Source organism: Streptomyces sp. NPDC017520 (assembly GCF_044329855.1).
In the GTDB taxonomy this organism is placed as follows: domain Bacteria; phylum Actinomycetota; class Actinomycetes; order Streptomycetales; family Streptomycetaceae; genus Streptomyces.
This window is the reverse complement of the sequence record NZ_JBIRKB010000005.1, coordinates 133,408-149,440: the sequence shown is the minus strand read 5'-3', so window position 1 is coordinate 149,440 and position 16,033 is coordinate 133,408. Positions and strand designations below refer to the sequence as shown.

The window sequence follows — 16,033 nt, the reverse complement described above, 5'->3', positions numbered from 1 at the left end:
GTGCCGTCACCGTTGTGCCGGACAGGACCCGTGAGGACCCCACCGGCAGAGGAAGAGGTATCCCCCGTATGAGCACCGTCGAGCTCACCAACGAAAACTTCGATCAGGTCGTCAGCGACAACGATTTCGTTCTGATCGATTTCTGGGCTTCCTGGTGCGGCCCCTGCCGGCAGTTCGCGCCGGTCTACGACTCGGCTTCCGAGCGCCACCCCGACCTCGTCTTCGCCAAGGTGGACACCGAGGCCCAGCAGGAGCTGGCGGCGGCCTTCGAGATCCGTTCGATTCCGACGCTGATGATCGTCCGCGACAATGTCGCGGTCTTCTCGCAGCCCGGTGCGCTGCCCGAGGCGGCTCTGGAGGACGTCATCGGGCAGGCCCGGAAGCTGGACATGGACGAGGTCCGCAAGTCCGTCGAGGAGCAGAAGCGGGCGGCCGAGGCGGGCCAGGGGCAGCCGGAGGCCCCGTAGTCCGGCCTGTCCTGCGCCCGGCACGGCCCTGGGGCCCTGACCGACACCGTGGAGACGGTGTACGCGGTCGGGGCCCTCGGTCGTGCCCAGGGCGTCGAGCAGGGTGTCCCGAGCCCTTCTTCTCTTCTCGCTGTCTCGCCCTCTCCCGCTCAGGACGCGGGGCGCTCCCCCTCGGCCCCGGCGACGCGGACCGACATGCCGTAGTCCAGTTCCTCGCCGTCGACGAGCACGGCCTCCACCGCCCGGGTCTCCGGGTCGATGTCCGCTTCCATGCCCTCGCCCGCGTACCGGGGGTAGCCCGAGGCCCCCGTCTCGCCGGTGGCGGCGACGACCGCGGACCGGATCGGCCGGCCGGGGGCCCCGGTCCGCGTCCTGCTGTGGTGGGGGGTCAGGAGGAGTTCGTAACTCTGCGGGTGGCTCATGCCTCCGACGCTAGACACCCGCCGTGCGTGGCGCATGTCGTCGCGCCGGAGGCGGTCAGCTCGACTCCCGGTGCACGGCGCTGGTGCGGAGCAGGTCCTGATGGACCGGCGGTCCGCCCGGGTGCTGGACCATGCGGTCGATCGTCTCGGCCAGCGGCTGCGGCATGGCGAGCTCCATCCGGACCGTGCTCAGCCGGGGACGCAGCAGCCGGCCGATGAGGGAGTCGTCGGCGCCGATCACCGCCGTGTCGGCGGGCACGGTCACTCCGGCGTCCTGGAGGGCCCGCATCAGCAGCATGGCGTACTCGTCGTTGTACGCGAACACCGCGTCCAGTCCCAGTTCCGGCCAGCGGGCGGCCAGCTGGTGAGCGGACTCCTCCTCGTACCGCAGCGGGAGGGGGCACACACGGGCCCCCGCCGGTTCGGCGACGCGACGTGCCCCGATGAGGCGGGGTTCGGAGAAGGGCGCCCGGCCCGGTTCCTGGGGCATGACCACGCCGATGTGGCGACGGCCGCGGGCCAGCAGGTGTTCCACCGCGCTGGCGCCGACCTGGCGTTGGTCCATGACCAGGCCGTGCGCTCCGGCCACCGGGCCGGGGCCCAGGGTGATCACCGCCTTGGCGCCGGAGCGGGTCAGGATGCCCGTGCCGTGGGGGGTGAGGGCGATGCCCGGCGGTACGACGACGGCGACGGGCCGCAGTTCGGCCCAGGCCGTGGCCGCCTCGTCGGCGGTGAGACCGACGCTGCCGTACTGGACGACGGTGTAGTCCAGGCGGCGCAGCCCGGACTGGAGTTCCTCGAAGAAGTACTGGTGCAGTGGTCCCGCCGGTATGTGACCGGAGGGCAGCAGGACCATACGGCTGTGTCCGGCGCGCAGACTGCGGGCAGCCGCGTGCGGAACGTAACCGAGCTGGAGAGCTGCCTCCCTGACCCGGCGTCGGGTGGGTTCGCTGATCCGGACGGTGGCGTTGTTGTTCAGTACGTAGGACACGGTGGCCCGGGACACTCCGGCGAGGCGCGCGACATCGGCGCTGGTCGGAACGGAGACTTCGGCGGGCTGCTTGGGTAACTGGCTCATGGCGTCGGGCAGTCTTCCAGACCCGCGGGAGCGGGTTTCGGTCCGGGGCCCGCACCTTCGGTCACGGTGGCCGGAACGCCGCCCCGCGGCCCCGGCCCGACGCCCCGCTCCCGGGACCGGGCGGTGAGGGTTCTACGGTGTTGCGATGACGTTCCACGACAGCGCGTACCGATCCGACAACCCCTTTGACGTGCCCGGCAGCAGCGGGCCGACCGCCACGACGCAGGCCGACGCCGATGACGTGGGCCCCGTGCGCACCTCCTACGCCCCCGATCGCGACGGCGATCCCGACCCAGGTGAGATCGTCTGGACCTGGGTGCCTTTCCAGGAGAACGACGGGCGGGGGAAGGACCGGCCGGTGCTCGTCGTGGCCCGCGAGGAGGCGGGCACGCTGCTCGCCGTCCAGCTCTCCAGCAAGCAGCACGACCGGGAACACGAGTGGGTGGCGCTGGGCGCGGGCCCCTGGGACAGCTCGGGGCGGCCTTCCTGGGCGGGCCTCGATCGAGTGCTGCGGGTCCACGAGGACGGGATGCGCCGGGAGGCGTGCGCCCTGGACCGGGAGCGGTTCGACCGGGTCGCCGGGCGGCTGCGCGAGCGGTACGGCTGGAGCTGAGCGGCGACGCGGTGGGAGGCGGTGCGGCGGGCGGCGGCGACGCGGTGGGAGGCGGGCGGCGGCAACGCGGTGGGAGGCGGCCGTGGTGAGGCCCGCCGGGCACGCTCCGGACGCCGGTCCCCGGGTCAGGTGAAGGTCCGGGCGAAGGCCGCCCGGACGGCGGATTCGGGGTCCCGGTCCAGGATCCCGAAGACGATCTGCTCGAAGTGGCCGCCGAACCGGCCGCCCTCGCCGAGCAGCGCCCGGAACGCCTCCGCCACCTGTGCCGGATCGTTCTGGAAGACCCCGCAGCCCCAGGCCCCCAGGACCAGCCTGCGGTAGCCGCGTACGGCCGCGACCTCCAGCACCCGTTCGGCGCGGGAGGCCAGGGCCGCCGGGACGCGGTGGGCCTCGTCGGGGGTCTGCCGCTGGATCACCCCGGCGTTGGGCGCGGGCGAGGTGAGGAATCCGACGGTGTAAGGGGCGTCCAGGAAGGCGCCGCGGTCGTCGCGGAAGACCGGCACCCCGGGCGAGTGGATCACCCGGTCGGTGTAGAAGGCGCTGCGTTCGGCGCGGTGGTGCGCGTAGTACTCGGGGGCGCGCAGGAGGGTCGCGTGGAGGGCCGAGCCGCGGCACAGGGCCTCCTCCTGGGCCTGCGCGCCGTTGAGGTAGCCGCCGCCGGGGTTGCGGGCCGAGGCGTAGCTGAGGACGGCGACCCGGCCGGGTGCCTCGGCGGTCATCCTGCGGGCAGCGGCGAGGCTGCTCTCGCCGGTGACCTCGAAGTGCGGGGTGCGGTCGGATTCCAGGGCCGCGACGGGCACCGGGTCCGGCCCGTAGAGCGTGGTACCGGACAGCGCGGCGGCCACGGCCCGTGTGATGGACACGTCCTGACCTGCGGCGTTGCGATATGTACCGGCCTCGACGACCGCTTCCGTCCCGCGCGCGATGCCGCGCAGCCGCGCGCTCACCGGCGCTCCCCCGTCTGGTGCATACGGGGCATGCTGACGGGGAACCCGGCCTCGGCGCAACCGGATTCTTCTGACTCGGGGGCACCCTTGTGCGATCTCCGGGTACAGGTTTGGCTGGTAGGCACGCGGCTGAGAAGGAGGCCCCCATGGGCTTGGACATTCCCGGCGTAACCGGCTCGCGCCCGGACGCCGCCCCCCTCGACGAGAGCGGGGCAGAGGATTTACTGCGCGGCATATGTTTCAAGACGGGCCCGCCTCGAACCGTCGGAGTGGAACTCGAATGGCTCATCCACGACCGGGAACGCCCTGACCTTCCGGTCGGTCAGGAACGGCTGGACAGCGCTGCCGAGGCGGTCCGGGCACTGCCGCTGAGCGCGGCGCTGACGTTCGAGCCGGGCGGGCAGCTGGAGCTCAGCTCGCAGCCCGCCGGCTCCCTCATGGAGTGCGTCGACACCACCGCGGCCGATCTGGCGGCGGTCCGCGCCACGCTCGGCGCGGCGGGGCTCGCACCGGTCGGGCTCGGCGTCGACCCCTGGCAGGCGCCGCGCCGCAGGCTGCGGGAGCCCCGCTACGAGGCGATGGAGGCCGCGCTGGACCGTACGGGGCCGGCGGGGCGGGCGATGATGTGCACCTCCGCGTCGGTCCAGGTCTGCCTGGACGCGGGCGAGGAGGAGCCGGGGCCGCTCGGATACGGGCGGCGCTGGCAGCTCGCGCACCTGCTGGGCGCGGTGCTGGTGGCCGCGTTCGCGAATTCGCCGTTCCAGCAGGGCCGCCGGACCGGCTGGCGCTCCACCCGGCAGTCGCTCTGGGCCGATCTGGACCCGGGCCGCACCCTGGCGCCGGGCTTTGGGCGTGCCCCGCGCGAGGCGTGGGCCGCGCACGTGCTGGACACGACCGTGCTGTGCATCCGGGGCAAGGAGGGCCCCTGGGACGTGCCGGAAGGGCTGACCTTCCGTGAGTGGATCCGCACCGGGTCGCCCCGGCCGCCGACGCGGGCCGATCTCGACTACCACCTCACCACGCTGTTCCCTCCCGTCCGGCCGCGCGGTCACCTCGAACTGCGCATGATCGACGCGCAGAGCGGACCCGACGGGTGGCTGGTGCCGCTCGCCGTCGCCACGGCCCTGTTCGACGACCCGGAGGCCGCCGAGACCGTGTACCGCACCGTGAAGCCGCTGGCCGAGACGTCGGGCGCAGCGGCCGCGCCCCGCAACCCGCTCTGGACGGCTGCCGCCCGCGAGGGACTCGCCGACCCGGAGCTGCGGGCCGCGGCCACCGCCTGTTTCGGGGCGGCGCTCCCGGCGCTGGAGCGGATGGGAGCGAGCGGGGCGGTGCGCGACACCGTGGCCGCCTTCACCGACCGCTATGTCGCCCGGGGTCGATGTCCGGCCGACGACCTGCCCGAGCCAGGCGCCCTGACCGCGGGGAGCCTGTCGGCCGATCGGAGCCCGCTGACCGATCAGAGCCTGCTGACCGGTCCGAGCCCGCTGAGCGGTCCCAGCCCGCTGAGCGATCGCACCCCGCCACGTCCCGGAAAGGCGGCCTCCGCATGACCGAGCACCGTGAAGACACCCGGCAGCGTGAAGACACCCGGCACCGCGAGCACTCCGACGCCTTCGATCCGGCCGGCGCCACCGCGTCGACGGGTTTCGCCGTCGCACCCGGCATCGATCCGGAGGCGCTGCGACGGCGCGCCCTCGACGCGCTGCTGTCCGCGCGCGAGCGCACCGCGCTGCTCACCGACAGCGTGGACGACGGCGAACTGACCGCTCAGCACTCCCCGTTGATGTCGCCGCTGGTCTGGGACCTGGCGCACATCGGCAACCAGGAAGAGCAGTGGCTGCTGCGCGCGGTCGGCGGCCGGGAGGCGTTGCGCCCGGAGATCGACGGGCTGTACAACGCCTTCGAGCACACACGTGCCTCGCGCCCCTCGCTGCCGCTGCTGGCACCGGCCGAGGCCAGGACGTACGCCTCCGACGTACGGGGGCGGGCGCTGGACCTGCTGGAGGGCACACAGCTGCACGAGGGCGGACGCCCATTGGAGCGGGCCGCCTTCGCCTTCGGCATGATCGCCCAGCACGAACAGCAGCACGACGAGACGATGTTGATCACCCATCAGCTGCGCGCGGGTCCCGCGGCGCTCACCGCGCCCGCGCCGCCGCCGCCCGTCGGTGCCGAGGCGCTCGGGGACGACGTCCTGATTCCCGGGGGCCCGTTCACGATGGGAACCTCCGCCGAGCCGTGGGCCCTGGACAACGAGCGGCCCGCGCACCGGCGCGACGTGCCGGCGTTCCGTCTGGACGCCTCGCCGGTCACCTGTGGCGCCTACCTCCGCTTCATCGAGGACGGCGGGTACCGGAACGAGCGTTGGTGGGCGCCCGAGGGCTGGGCGATGGTCCGTGAACACGACCTGGCCGCACCGCTGTTCTGGCGGCGGGAGGCGGGACAGTGGCTGCGCCGCCGGTTCGGGGTGACCGAGCCGGTGCCGGAGGACGAGCCCGTGCTGCACGTCAGCTGGTACGAGGCGGACGCGTACGCCCGCTGGGCGGGGCGGCGGCTGCCCACGGAGAGCGAGTGGGAGAAGGCCGCCCGCCACGATCCCGCCTCCGGCCGCTCCCGGCGCTACCCGTGGGGCGACGAGGACCCGACGCCGGAGCGGGCCAATCTGGGACAGCGCCACCTCCGTCCGGCACGGTCCGGCGCGTATCCGGCGGGACGTTCGCCCGCCGGGGCCGGGCAGTTGATCGGCGACGTGTGGGAGTGGACCTCCAGCGACTTCCTGCCCTATCCGGGGTTCGTGGCGTTTCCCTACCGCGAGTACTCGGAGGTCTTCTTCGGGCCGGCACACAAAGTGCTGCGCGGCGGCTCGTTCGCCGTGGGCGAGGTCGCCTGCCGGGGCACCTTCCGCAACTGGGACCTTCCGGTGCGGCGGCAGATCTTCTCCGGATTCCGCACCGCCAAGGACGCCTGATGTGCCGTCACATCGCCTATGTGGGCGAGCCGGTGGCGCTCGGCGACATCCTGCTGCGACCTCCGCATGCCTTGTGGCGGCAGTCCTGGGCGCCGCGCCGCCAGCGTTACGGAACGGTGAACGCGGATGGTTTTGGGGTCGGTTGGTACGCGGAAGGCGACCCGGTACCCGGACGCTATCGCCGTCAGGGACCGATATGGGGCGACGAGACCTTCACCGATCTGGCCCGGGTGGTCCGCAGCACCGCGCTGCTCGCCGCCGTACGGGATGCCACCGAGGCGGGTGCGGACGGGGAGGCCGCGGCCGCGCCGTACACCGCCGGGCGGCAGTTGTTCAGCCACAACGGGATGGTGCGGGGGTGGCCCGGCTCACTCGCCGACGCGGCCGCCGCCCTGCCCGCCGAGCGGCTCCTGTCGCTGGCCGCCCGTAACGACTCGGCGCTGATCTGGGCGCTGATCCGCCACCGGACCGACGCCGGGGACGATGTGCCGCGCGCCGTCGCGGAGACCGTGCGGGAGGTCGCGGCCGCCGCGCCCGGCTCCCGGCTGAATCTGCTCCTCACCGACGGGGAGACGATCACGGCGACCGCCTGGGGCGACACCCTCTGGTACCTCACGGCACCGGGCCACCGCACCGCGGTCGCCTCGGAGCCGTACGACGACGACCCTCTCTGGCGCGAGGTTCCCGACCGCACGCTGCTGGTCGCGACCTCCACGGACGTCCTGCTCACCCCGCTCAAGGAGCCCACCGCGTGAGTCCCTTCCTGCTGACCCGCACCCTGCCGGTGGACGCGACGGACGCGGCGCTGCGCGCCGACGTCCTCAGCGGCCTGACCCGGCATCCCAAGACCCTGCCGCCGAAGTGGTTCTACGACGCCCACGGCAGCGAGCTGTTCGAGGAGATCACCCGGCTGCCCGAGTACTACCCGACCCGCGCGGAGCGGGAGATCCTCTCGGCGCGCGCCGAGGAGATCGCCGCGGCGTCGGGCGCCCGGACGGTGATCGAGCTGGGCTCGGGGTCGTCCGAGAAGACCCGTCACCTGCTGGACGCACTCCCCGAGTTGCACAGTTACGTTCCCGTGGACGTGAGCGAGAGCGCGCTGACGGGGGCGGCCGAGTCGCTGCTCGCCGAGCGCCCGGGGCTGTCCGTCCACGCGCTGATCGCGGACTTCACCGGGGGCCTGGCCCTGCCGGGGACACCGGGGCCCCGGCTGGTGGTGTTCCTGGGGGGCACGATCGGCAATCTGTTGCCGGAGGAGCGGGCGGCGTTCCTCCGGTCGGTACGCTCGCTGCTCTCGCCCGGTGACGCGCTGCTCCTCGGCACGGACCTGGTGAAGGACGAGGAGACGCTGGTGGCCGCGTACGACGACGCGGCCGGGGTGACGGCGGCCTTCAACAAGAACGTCCTCAACGTCGTCAACCGTGAACTGGGGGCCGACTTCCCGCTCGACGACTTCGATCACCTCGCGGTGTGGAATCCGCGGGACCGCTGGATCGAGATGCGGCTGCGGGCCCGCCGGGCGCTGAGCGTCAAGATCCGGGAGCTGGACCTCGTGGTGCCGTTCGAGGCCGGTGAGGAACTGCGTACGGAGGTGTCGGCGAAATTCCGGCAGGAGGACGTCCGTGCGGAGCTGGCCGCCGCCGGCATGCGGCTGACTCAGTGGTGGACGGACTCGGCGGGGCGGTTCGCCCTGTCGCTGGCCACGGCGGTCTGACGGGACCGGAGGGGGCCCTCGCGTTCGAGGACGGCCGCTCGTGCTCTGCGTGCCAGGGCGCGGCGGCCGTCCTCGCCGTCCACGGGGACCGGCGCGAGGACGTCGATCCGGGCGGTGAGCCCGGCCGCCCGCACCACCCGCCACAGGGAGGCGGCGAGCGGGTCGGACCCGACGAACGCGACGGCGCCCGCGGCCGGTCCGGAGCGGTGCTCCGCGGTGCGGTAGGCGATGCGGACCGGCCGGACCGTCGCACCGGCGTCGATCGCCGCCTGGAAGACGGCGGGCCGGAAAGCTCCGCCGTCCCGTCCGCACCAGGTGCTGCCCTCGGGGAAGACCACGACCCGGGAGCCGGAACGCAGGGCCGCGGCGACGGCCCGTACGGCGTCGGGCAGGACGCGCAGCCGGTCGCGTTCGATGAACAGGGTGCCGCCGAGCGCGGCGAGGGGGCCGAGCAGGGGCCAGCGCCGGATCTCGCTCTTGGCGACCATCCGGCCGGGCAGTACGGAGGCGATCAGCGGGATGTCGAGCCAGGAGATGTGGTTGGCGACGACGAGTTCGCCGCCCGTGGCGGTTTCCGGAGCGTGCCGCCGGACGGTGACGCGTACGCCGAAGGCCCGGGGGACGGCGCGCGCCCAGCGCCGTGTCAGGCGGCGCCGCGGGGCGGGCCCGAGCAGCCGTACCAGCGGGACGCAGGCCACGCCCAGCAGGACCAGTCCGCAGCCGGCCAGCAGCAGGAGGGCGGCGGGCAGTGGAGCGCGTACGGCTCCGGTGTGCCGGGCGCAGCCGTCCGGGGTGCAGGGGGCGACGGGCAGCCAGGGGCTCATCGCAACGGGGCCAGCGAGAGGAAGTGGCGCAGGTAGCGCGGGTCGGTGCGGCGCAGCGAGAGCAGGACGTACAGGTCGGCGACGTTGAAGTCGGGGTCGTACGCCGGGGCTCCGCAGATCTGGGCGCCGAGCCGGAGGTAGCCGCGCAGCAGGGGTGGGAGATCTGCCCGGGAGCCGGCTTCCGTGCCGTGCGCGGAGGAGTCCCAGAGGCGGTGCGGGGTGACCCAGTACTTCTCCGGCGCGAGGTGGCTGGCGCGTACGGTGTTCCAGCTCCGGGCGGCGCTCGCGCCGCCGTCGGTCAGCGGCAGGGAGCAGCAGCCCGCGATCCAGGTGTGGCCGGTGCGCTCCATGTAGCGGGCGAGTCCGGCCCAGACGAGGGCGATGACCGCGCCGTCGCGGTGTGCGGGGTGGACACAGGAGCGGCCGACCTCGACGAGGTCGTCGCGGATCGGGGCGAGCCGGGTGAGGTCGAACTCGCCTTCCGCGTAGAGGCGTCCGGCGATCCGGGCCCGGTCCGGCGGCAGCAGCCGGTAGGTGGCGACGACCTCCCCGGTGGCGGTCTCGCGGACCAGGAGGTGGTCGCAGTACGCGTCGAAGGCGTCGCTGTCCAGGCCCGGTTCGGGCCCTTCCAGCCGGGCTCCGAGTTCCCCGGCGAACACGAGGTGGCGCAGGCGCTGGGCGGCTCGTATGTCTTCCTGGCAGCCGGCGAAGGAGACCCGGTAGGCCGGTTCCGGGGCGCCGGCGGGGCCGGGGGCCGGGGCGGGGGCCGGGGATGAGGCGGGGAGCGGGGACGAGGCGGGGGCCGGGGATGAGGCGGGGAGCGGGGCGACGGGCAGCACGGTCATGGCGGTCTCCGGTGACGGAAGAGTGAGGGGCGCTGCCGGGCTGTCGCGGGAGTGCGACGGCCCGGCCCCTTACTTCTTCCGTCACCGGCTGGATTCGACGTGACCGCTGTGGAGAGCGTGGATGTGCGACGGCTGAATCCCCAGGGACCCGATTCCCCAGGGACCCGATTTCCCGGCGGCACGATTTCCCGGGGCACGATTTCCCGGGGGCACCGTGTCACGAGGACTCCTTGCCGCGAGGACTCCGTGCCGCGCGAGGACTCCTCGTCCCATGGACTTGTCCCGTGGACTTCGTCCGGGTGGGATCAGCCGCTGCCGGCCAGCAGGGCGGTGATGCGCTCGGAGGCGGTCCTGGCCTCGCGGGCCGGGTCGCCGCCCTCGAGCACGGCCGTCATGTAGGGCTTGATCGGGTTCTCCGCCTCGACCCTGGCCCACTGGGGCGAGTTGGGGGTGGCGCGGCCTCGGGTGGCGCCTTCGGCCATCGCCGCCGTGCCCTCGTCGCCCTCGATGACATGGGCGAGGCTGGGCTTGTTGGGGACGTAGCTCATGCCCCGGGCGAGCTCCGTCTGCCACTTCTCGCTCGCCAGCGCCTTGACCACGGCGATGCCGGCGGTGCGTTCGTCGGCCTTCTTCGGGACGATGAGGTCGGAACCGCCGGTGAATACCGAGCCGGGGGCTTTCGAGGACTTGCCGGGAATGGGGAAGTAGCCGAGCTTTCCCTTGAGTTCGGGATTCTTCTGCTCGATGAGCGCGGCACTGCCCGGAGTCGAGATGATCTGCGCGACGTCGCTCTTGGCGAAGACGTCGGTCTGCGGGGGCTTCTCCTCGTCGGCGTCCGTGGGTCCGTCGCCGAGCGCCTGCAGTTCCTGGTAGAACTCCATGCCCGCCCGGGCTTCCGGGGTGTCCAGGGCGCCCTGCCAGTCGCCGCCGTTCTCGTCGGCGAGTTCCCCGCCCTCGTCCCAGATGAAACCGGCGAGCACGTACCAGTTCTGACCGGCCAGGTAGATGCCCTGGTTGCCCGCCCTGTTGAGCTTGTCGGTGGCGGCGATCCACTCGTCGCGCGTCTTCGGGACGGAGTCGATGCCTGCCTCCTCGAAGATCTCCTTGTTGTAGATGACCACCCGGTTGGCCGCGTACCAGGGGATGCCGTACTGCACGCCGTTGATGCTGCCGGGCTGGGCCAGGCCGGGCAGCCAGTCCTCGCTGCCCAGGTCGCGCATCGATTCGAGGGTCAGATCGCGCAGGCCGCCGCTCTCCGCGTACTGCGCGACCTGCGTGTTCCCGACCTCGATCACGTCCGGGGCGTCGCCCTCCAGCGCGGAGAGAACCTTGGGACCGATGCCGCTCCACTCCTGGATCTTGAAGTCCAGCTCGATCGAGGGGTTCTCCTCCTCGTACGAGCGGGTGAACTTGTCCAGGAAGCCGGGCGAGACGCTGTCCTTCATCAGCCAGACCGTCACCGTGCGGTCACCGCTGCCCGAGCCGGGTATGAAGCCGCATCCACCGAGTGCGACGGACGAGACAAGCGCGATGGCTCCGGCCAGTATGCGGTTCTTCACGTGGTCACCTTCTGCGAAACGGCACAACGAAATCGGGACCCGGTGTGGGGGGATTGCGGGCGGCGCTCGCACGGGTGGTTGGCTGAATTTTGGTATGGACCAATCAGTAGGTCAAGGCGGACACCTGTCCCGTTTCGCCCTGTCCTCCCCCTCGCGGGACAGCTCGGATTGGGGCAACGTGGTCACAGGAGAGGAGACAAACAATGGCGAATCACACCTATCGGGTCACCGAGATCGTAGGAACCTCCGAGGAGGGCATCGACGAGGCGATCCGGAACGGCGTCGCAAGAGCGGCGGAAACGTTGCACAATCTCGATTGGTTCGAGATTAATCAAGTTCGAGGCCATATCGAAGATGGCCGAATCGCTCACTATCAGGTCGGCCTCAAAGTAGGCTTCCGGCTCGACGAAAGCGCCTGATCAGGTACGTCCCTCGCGCTCCTGGGCATCCTTCAGCACCGCCGACGGGTCGGCCCAGCGGGCCCGCACCACGGTAAATCCGGCCACCTGGGCCGCGTCGCAGACCAGCTCGTCGTCGTCCACGAGCATGCGCACCTGCCCCTTCCGCCCCAGCTGCCGGAGGATGTCCAGCTTCGTCCGGCGTGCGGGGCGCCGGTCGTCGTTGCGGCGCATGAACAGCGTGCCCGCGGGCAGCCCCTGACGGCTCAGCCAGCGCACGGTGTCGCGACGGCACCGCTCGGGGCGTCCGGTCAGATAGACGATGGCGCACTCCTCGGCGCTCGCGAGCACCATCCGTACGCCCTCCGCGAGCGGCGGGTCCTCCGCGGCCGCGGCGAAGAAGCCGGCCCAGTCGCGCTTCGGGCCCTCCAGGAAGTGCTGCCGGTGGGCGGTGTCCGCGAGCGTGCCGTCCAGGTCGAATACGGCCAGCGGCCGTGCGTCGTTGTCCACTCCCCCAGCTTAGGAAGCCCGTCGGCCCCCGCGTCGGCCCGTCGCGCGGAAACCCCGGGAGAGCCGCGGCCTTCACGGGAATCCTGGGAGAGCGGTGGTGTTGAAGGGAGCGTGAGCTCTGTGATCGCCTCGACCCGCTTCTCCGTCCTGGACCGTTCCCGCACCCGCGAGGGGCACGACGCCTCCCGGGCGCTGCGCGACACCGTCGACCTGGCCCGGGAGGCGGAGGCGCTCGGCTTCCACCGCTTCTGGGTCTCCGAACACCACGGCGTGCCGGGGGTCGCGGGGTCCGCGCCGACGGTGCTGGCCGCCGCCGTCGCCGCCGCGACCTCCACCATCCGGATCGGTACCGGCGGGGTGATGCTGCCCAACCACCGGCCGCTGGTCGTCGCCGAGCAGTTCGGGGTGCTCGCCTCCCTCTTCCCCGGCCGGATCGACATGGGGCTGGGCCGCTCCGTGGGGTTCACCGACGGTGTCCGCCGGGCGCTCGGTCACGGCAAGGAGGCCGCCGAGGACTTCCCCGGCCGGCTCGCCGAACTGCTCGGCTGGATCGACGGCACCCAGCAGGCCCACCCCGGGGTGCACGCCCGTCCGACGGAGGGCCTGCGCATCCCCGCGTACGTCCTGGCGATCGGGGAAGGCGCGTCGGTCGCTGCGGCCGCCGGGCTCCCCCTCGTCATCGGTGATCTGCGCGGCCGGGACAAGGTGCTGCGGGCCATCGAGGTCTACCGCCGCGACTTCCGGCCCTCCGCCCGCGCCGAGCGGCCCGAGGTGATCGTCGCGGGCACGGTGGCCGTCGCCGGCACCGAGGAAGCGGCCCGCCGGCTGCTCGTACCGGAGGCGTGGGCCATGGCGTACTCCCGTACGCGCGGAGACTTTCCGCCGCTGGCCCCGGCCGAGCGTGTCGAGGCCCTCGCCATGACGGCCAAGGAGCGGACTCTGTACGAGCGAGGGCTCGACGGCCATGTCCACGGCACCGAGGACCAGGTGGCCGGGCAGCTGGAGCGGGCGATCGAGGAGACCGGGGCGGACGAGGTGCTCGTCACGACCAGTACGTACGACCGGGAGGGTCTGGTGGACTCGCTGCGGCGGCTCGCCCGGATCGCACGTCGATCCCGGGAGCCCGTCACCGGCACCGACGCCTAGAATCGGACTGTTTGTCCTGTCAGGCGTCAGAACCCATCCGTACGGAGCCGAGCCCCATGCACTCCCCCCACGATCCGTACGTCCGCGTGCGCGGCGCCCGCGAGCACAACCTCAAGAACGTCCGGGTCGACATCCCACGCGACACCTTGACCGTGTTCACGGGTGTGTCGGGGTCCGGCAAGTCCTCGCTCGCCTTCGGGACCATCTACGCGGAGGCCCAGCGCCGCTACTTCGAGTCCGTGGCCCCCTACGCCCGGCGGCTGATCCATCAGGTGGGCGCGCCCGCCGTCGGGGAGATCACCGGGCTGCCGCCCGCCGTCTCGCTGGAGCAGCGGCGCTCCGCCCCGGGGGCCCGGTCCTCCGTCGGGACGGTCACGACGCTCTCCAACTCGCTGCGCATGCTCTTCTCCCGTGCCGGCGACTATCCGCCGGGGGCAGAGCGGCTGGACTCCGACTCCTTCTCCCCCAACACCGCCGTCGGGGCGTGCCCGGAGTGCCACGGGCTGGGGCGCGTCCACCGGACGGACGAGGAGCTGCTCGTCCCGGACCCCTCGCTGTCGATCCGGGAGGGGGCGATCGCGGCGTGGCCCGGGGCGTGGCAGGGCAAGAACCTCCGCGATGTGCTGGACGCGCTGGGTCACGACGTCGACCGGCCGTGGCGCGAGCTGCCCGCGAAGGACCGGGAGTGGATCCTGTTCACCGACGAGCAGCCGGTGGTGACGGTGCATCCGGTGCGGGACGCGGGCCGGATCCAACGCCCTTACCAGGGCACGTACATGAGCGCGCGGCGCTATGTGCTGCACACCTTCGCCGATACCAAGAGCCGGGCCCTGCGGGCGAAGGCGGAGCGGTTCCTGACCAGCGCCCCGTGCTCGGTGTGCGGCGGGAGCCGGCTGCGGCCGGAGGCGATGGCGGTGACCTTCGCGGGGCGGACCGTCGCGGAGCTGGCCGGGCTGCCGCTGTCCGCGCTGGCCGAGGTGCTGGCCGGTGCGGGGGCGGGCGGCGAGGAGACTGCCCGGGTGCTGACAGGTGACCTGCTGACGCGGATCGGGACGGTGACTGAGCTGGGGCTCGGCTATCTGAGCCTGGACCGTACGGCCCCGACGCTGTCCTCGGGGGAGCTGCAACGGCTTCGGCTGGCAACGCAGTTGCGGTCGGGTCTCTTCGGCGTCGTCTACGTCCTCGACGAGCCGTCGGCCGGGCTGCACCCGGCGGACACCGAGGCGCTGCTCGGGGTGCTGGGCCGGCTGAAGGAGGCCGGGAACTCGGTCTTCGTGGTGGAGCATCAGATGGACGTGGTGCGGCGGGCGGACTGGCTGGTGGACGTGGGTCCGCTGGCCGGCGAGCACGGCGGGCGGGTGCTGCACAGCGGGCCGCCCGCGGGGCTGGCCGGGGTGCCGGAGTCGGCGACGCGGCGGTTCCTGTTCGAGGAGGGGCCCGCGCCGGTCCGGGAGCCGCGGGCGCCGACCGGGTGGATCCGGCTCAGCGGCGTGGAGCGGCACAATGTGCGGGGCGTGGACGCGGCGTTCCCGCTCGGGGTGTTCACAGCGGTGACCGGGGTGTCCGGCTCGGGCAAGTCGACCCTGGTCGGCCAGGTGCTCGCCGGGGTACTGGCGGACCGGCAGGCCGGCGAGGAGCCCGGGCCGGGTGCGCGGTTCTGCGCGGCGGCCACCGGTCTGGAGGCGGTGGACCGGCTCGTCCAGGTCGACCAGAAGCCCATCGGCCGTACGCCCCGGTCCAATCTGGCCACGTACACCGGCCTGTTCGACGCCGTGCGGAAGCTCTTCGCGGGGACGGACGCGGCGCGGGAGCGGGGGTACACGGCGGGGCGGTTCTCGTTCAACGTGAGTGGCGGGCGGTGTGAGACCTGCCAGGGCGAGGGGTTCGTCTCGGTGGAGCTGCTGTTCCTGCCGAGCACCTACGCGCCCTGTCCGGGCTGCCACGGAGCGCGGTACAACCCGGAGACCCTGGACGTCACCCTGAACGGGCTGACGGTCGCTCAGGTCCTGGAGCTGACGGTGGAGTCGGCGGCGTCCTTCTTCGCCGGGACGCCTGCCGCCGAGCGCGCGCTGACCACCCTGCTGGACGTGGGCCTGGGCTATCTGCGGCTCGGTCAGCCCGCCACGGAACTGTCCGGCGGCGAGGCGCAGCGCATCAAGCTGGCGGCGGAGCTCCAGCGCACCCGGCGCGGGCACACGCTGTATCTGCTCGACGAGCCGACGACGGGACTCCATCCGGCCGATGTGGAGGTGCTGATGCGGCAGTTGCACTCCCTGGTCGACGCCGGGAGCACGGTGGTGGTCGTGGAGCACGACATGGCCGTGGTGGCGGGCTCGGACCATGTCATCGACCTGGGGCCCGAGGGGGGTGACCGGGGCGGCCGGATCGTCGCGTCCGGTACCCCGGCGGAGGTGGCGGGCGAAGCCGGGAGCCGTACGGCGCCGTATCTGGCGAAGGCGCTGCGGCGCTGAGCCGACGGCGGGCGGCGCGTCGATCCCGTACGGCTCCGGAACCGTACGGGATCAACAGCCGGGGTCAA

General features: G+C 72.8%; 16 protein-coding genes. 9 read left to right on the top strand and 7 right to left on the bottom strand.

Annotated features, from left to right (window positions below):
• The first annotated feature begins 68 nt into the window (after window positions 1–68).
• Entirely contained in the window at window positions 69–467 is a 399-nt protein-coding gene (trxA, locus tag ACH4KB_RS13975; protein WP_398066200.1) for a thioredoxin, read from the top strand.
• Between the two features lie 149 nt (window positions 468–616).
• On the opposite strand, the gene ACH4KB_RS13970 is transcribed toward trxA, so the two are convergent.
• Window positions 617–889, bottom strand: coding sequence for a hypothetical protein (locus tag ACH4KB_RS13970; protein WP_398066199.1), 273 nt, complete (start codon window positions 887–889; stop codon window positions 617–619).
• A gap of 55 nt (window positions 890–944) precedes the next feature.
• Window positions 945–1,967: a LacI family DNA-binding transcriptional regulator gene (locus ACH4KB_RS13965; protein ID WP_398066198.1), complete on the bottom strand. Its 1,023-nt coding sequence runs from the start codon at window positions 1,965–1,967 to the stop codon at window positions 945–947.
• Between the two features lie 145 nt (window positions 1,968–2,112).
• Between ACH4KB_RS13965 and ACH4KB_RS13960 the strand changes: the two genes are divergently transcribed.
• Window positions 2,113–2,580: a type II toxin-antitoxin system PemK/MazF family toxin gene (locus tag ACH4KB_RS13960; RefSeq protein ID WP_398066197.1), complete on the top strand. Its 468-nt coding sequence runs from the start codon at window positions 2,113–2,115 to the stop codon at window positions 2,578–2,580.
• A gap of 125 nt (window positions 2,581–2,705) precedes the next feature.
• Here the strand turns inward: ACH4KB_RS13960 and ACH4KB_RS13955 are convergent, their stop codons facing one another.
• Window positions 2,706–3,527 (bottom strand): TIGR02452 family protein, encoded by an 822-nt coding sequence (locus ACH4KB_RS13955; RefSeq protein WP_398066196.1) that lies wholly within the window; start codon window positions 3,525–3,527, stop codon window positions 2,706–2,708.
• A gap of 146 nt (window positions 3,528–3,673) precedes the next feature.
• On the opposite strand from ACH4KB_RS13955, the gene egtA reads away from it, so the two are divergent.
• The 4 genes from egtA to egtD are packed head-to-tail and all read left to right on the top strand — an operon-like array spanning window position 3,674 to window position 8,212.
• A complete protein-coding gene (gene egtA / locus ACH4KB_RS13950; RefSeq protein WP_398066195.1) occupies window positions 3,674–5,080 on the top strand; it encodes an ergothioneine biosynthesis glutamate--cysteine ligase EgtA in 1,407 nt (468 codons plus the stop codon).
• A complete protein-coding gene (gene egtB, locus ACH4KB_RS13945) occupies window positions 5,077–6,498 on the top strand; it encodes an ergothioneine biosynthesis protein EgtB (RefSeq protein WP_398066194.1) in 1,422 nt (473 codons plus the stop codon). The genes egtA and egtB overlap by 4 nt, the downstream gene beginning before the upstream one ends.
• Window positions 6,498–7,253, top strand: coding sequence for an ergothioneine biosynthesis protein EgtC (egtC, locus tag ACH4KB_RS13940; RefSeq protein ID WP_398066193.1), 756 nt, complete (start codon window positions 6,498–6,500; stop codon window positions 7,251–7,253). The genes egtB and egtC overlap by 1 nt, the downstream gene beginning before the upstream one ends.
• Window positions 7,250–8,212: an L-histidine N(alpha)-methyltransferase gene (gene egtD, locus ACH4KB_RS13935; RefSeq protein WP_398066192.1), complete on the top strand. Its 963-nt coding sequence runs from the start codon at window positions 7,250–7,252 to the stop codon at window positions 8,210–8,212. Before egtC ends, egtD begins: the two co-directional genes overlap by 4 nt.
• On the opposite strand, the gene ACH4KB_RS13930 is transcribed toward egtD, so the two are convergent.
• The 3 genes from ACH4KB_RS13930 to ACH4KB_RS13920 all read right to left on the bottom strand — a co-directional run bounded on the left by ACH4KB_RS13930 (window position 8,155) and on the right by ACH4KB_RS13920 (window position 11,440).
• Window positions 8,155–9,036, bottom strand: a complete 882-nt coding sequence (locus ACH4KB_RS13930; RefSeq protein WP_398066191.1) for a lysophospholipid acyltransferase family protein — start codon at window positions 9,034–9,036, stop codon at window positions 8,155–8,157. The two genes, egtD and ACH4KB_RS13930, sit on opposite strands and share 58 nt — an antisense overlap.
• The gene (locus tag ACH4KB_RS13925) at window positions 9,033–9,881 is read right to left on the bottom strand and encodes a GNAT family N-acetyltransferase (protein ID WP_398066190.1); all 849 of its coding nucleotides are present in this window, start codon (window positions 9,879–9,881) and stop codon (window positions 9,033–9,035) included. The genes ACH4KB_RS13930 and ACH4KB_RS13925 overlap by 4 nt, the downstream gene beginning before the upstream one ends.
• 305 nt (window positions 9,882–10,186) lie before the next feature.
• Window positions 10,187–11,440, bottom strand: coding sequence for an extracellular solute-binding protein (locus tag ACH4KB_RS13920; RefSeq protein WP_398066189.1), 1,254 nt, complete (start codon window positions 11,438–11,440; stop codon window positions 10,187–10,189).
• Window positions 11,441–11,643: 203 nt separating this feature from the next.
• Between ACH4KB_RS13920 and ACH4KB_RS13915 the strand changes: the two genes are divergently transcribed.
• Entirely contained in the window at window positions 11,644–11,859 is a 216-nt protein-coding gene (locus ACH4KB_RS13915) for a dodecin (RefSeq protein ID WP_018955713.1), read from the top strand.
• Here the strand turns inward: ACH4KB_RS13915 and ACH4KB_RS13910 are convergent, their stop codons facing one another.
• Window positions 11,860–12,348: a hypothetical protein gene (locus ACH4KB_RS13910; protein WP_398066188.1), complete on the bottom strand. Its 489-nt coding sequence runs from the start codon at window positions 12,346–12,348 to the stop codon at window positions 11,860–11,862. It abuts the gene before it with no gap.
• Window positions 12,349–12,468: 120 nt separating this feature from the next.
• On the opposite strand from ACH4KB_RS13910, the gene ACH4KB_RS13905 reads away from it, so the two are divergent.
• Window positions 12,469–13,494 (top strand): MsnO8 family LLM class oxidoreductase, encoded by a 1,026-nt coding sequence (locus ACH4KB_RS13905; RefSeq protein ID WP_398066534.1) that lies wholly within the window; start codon window positions 12,469–12,471, stop codon window positions 13,492–13,494.
• A 56-nt stretch (window positions 13,495–13,550) separates the two neighbouring features.
• A complete protein-coding gene (gene uvrA, locus ACH4KB_RS13900) occupies window positions 13,551–15,965 on the top strand; it encodes an excinuclease ABC subunit UvrA (protein ID WP_398066187.1) in 2,415 nt (804 codons plus the stop codon).
• The last annotated feature ends 68 nt before the right edge of the window (window positions 15,966–16,033 follow it).

Coding starts and splice junctions, on each gene's coding strand:
- trxA (WP_398066200.1), top strand. CDS start 69: ATGAGCACCGTCGAGCTCACCAACGAAAACTTCGATCAGGTCGTCAGC.
- ACH4KB_RS13970 (WP_398066199.1), bottom strand. CDS start 889: ATGAGCCACCCGCAGAGTTACGAACTCCTCCTGACCCCCCACCACAGC.
- ACH4KB_RS13965 (WP_398066198.1), bottom strand. CDS start 1,967: ATGAGCCAGTTACCCAAGCAGCCCGCCGAAGTCTCCGTTCCGACCAGC.
- ACH4KB_RS13960 (WP_398066197.1), top strand. CDS start 2,113: ATGACGTTCCACGACAGCGCGTACCGATCCGACAACCCCTTTGACGTG.
- egtA (WP_398066195.1), top strand. CDS start 3,674: ATGGGCTTGGACATTCCCGGCGTAACCGGCTCGCGCCCGGACGCCGCC.
- egtB (WP_398066194.1), top strand. CDS start 5,077: ATGACCGAGCACCGTGAAGACACCCGGCAGCGTGAAGACACCCGGCAC.
- egtC (WP_398066193.1), top strand. CDS start 6,498: ATGTGCCGTCACATCGCCTATGTGGGCGAGCCGGTGGCGCTCGGCGAC.
- ACH4KB_RS13930 (WP_398066191.1), bottom strand. CDS start 9,036: ATGAGCCCCTGGCTGCCCGTCGCCCCCTGCACCCCGGACGGCTGCGCC.
- ACH4KB_RS13925 (WP_398066190.1), bottom strand. CDS start 9,881: ATGACCGTGCTGCCCGTCGCCCCGCTCCCCGCCTCATCCCCGGCCCCC.
- ACH4KB_RS13915 (WP_018955713.1), top strand. CDS start 11,644: ATGGCGAATCACACCTATCGGGTCACCGAGATCGTAGGAACCTCCGAG.
- uvrA (WP_398066187.1), top strand. CDS start 13,551: ATGCACTCCCCCCACGATCCGTACGTCCGCGTGCGCGGCGCCCGCGAG.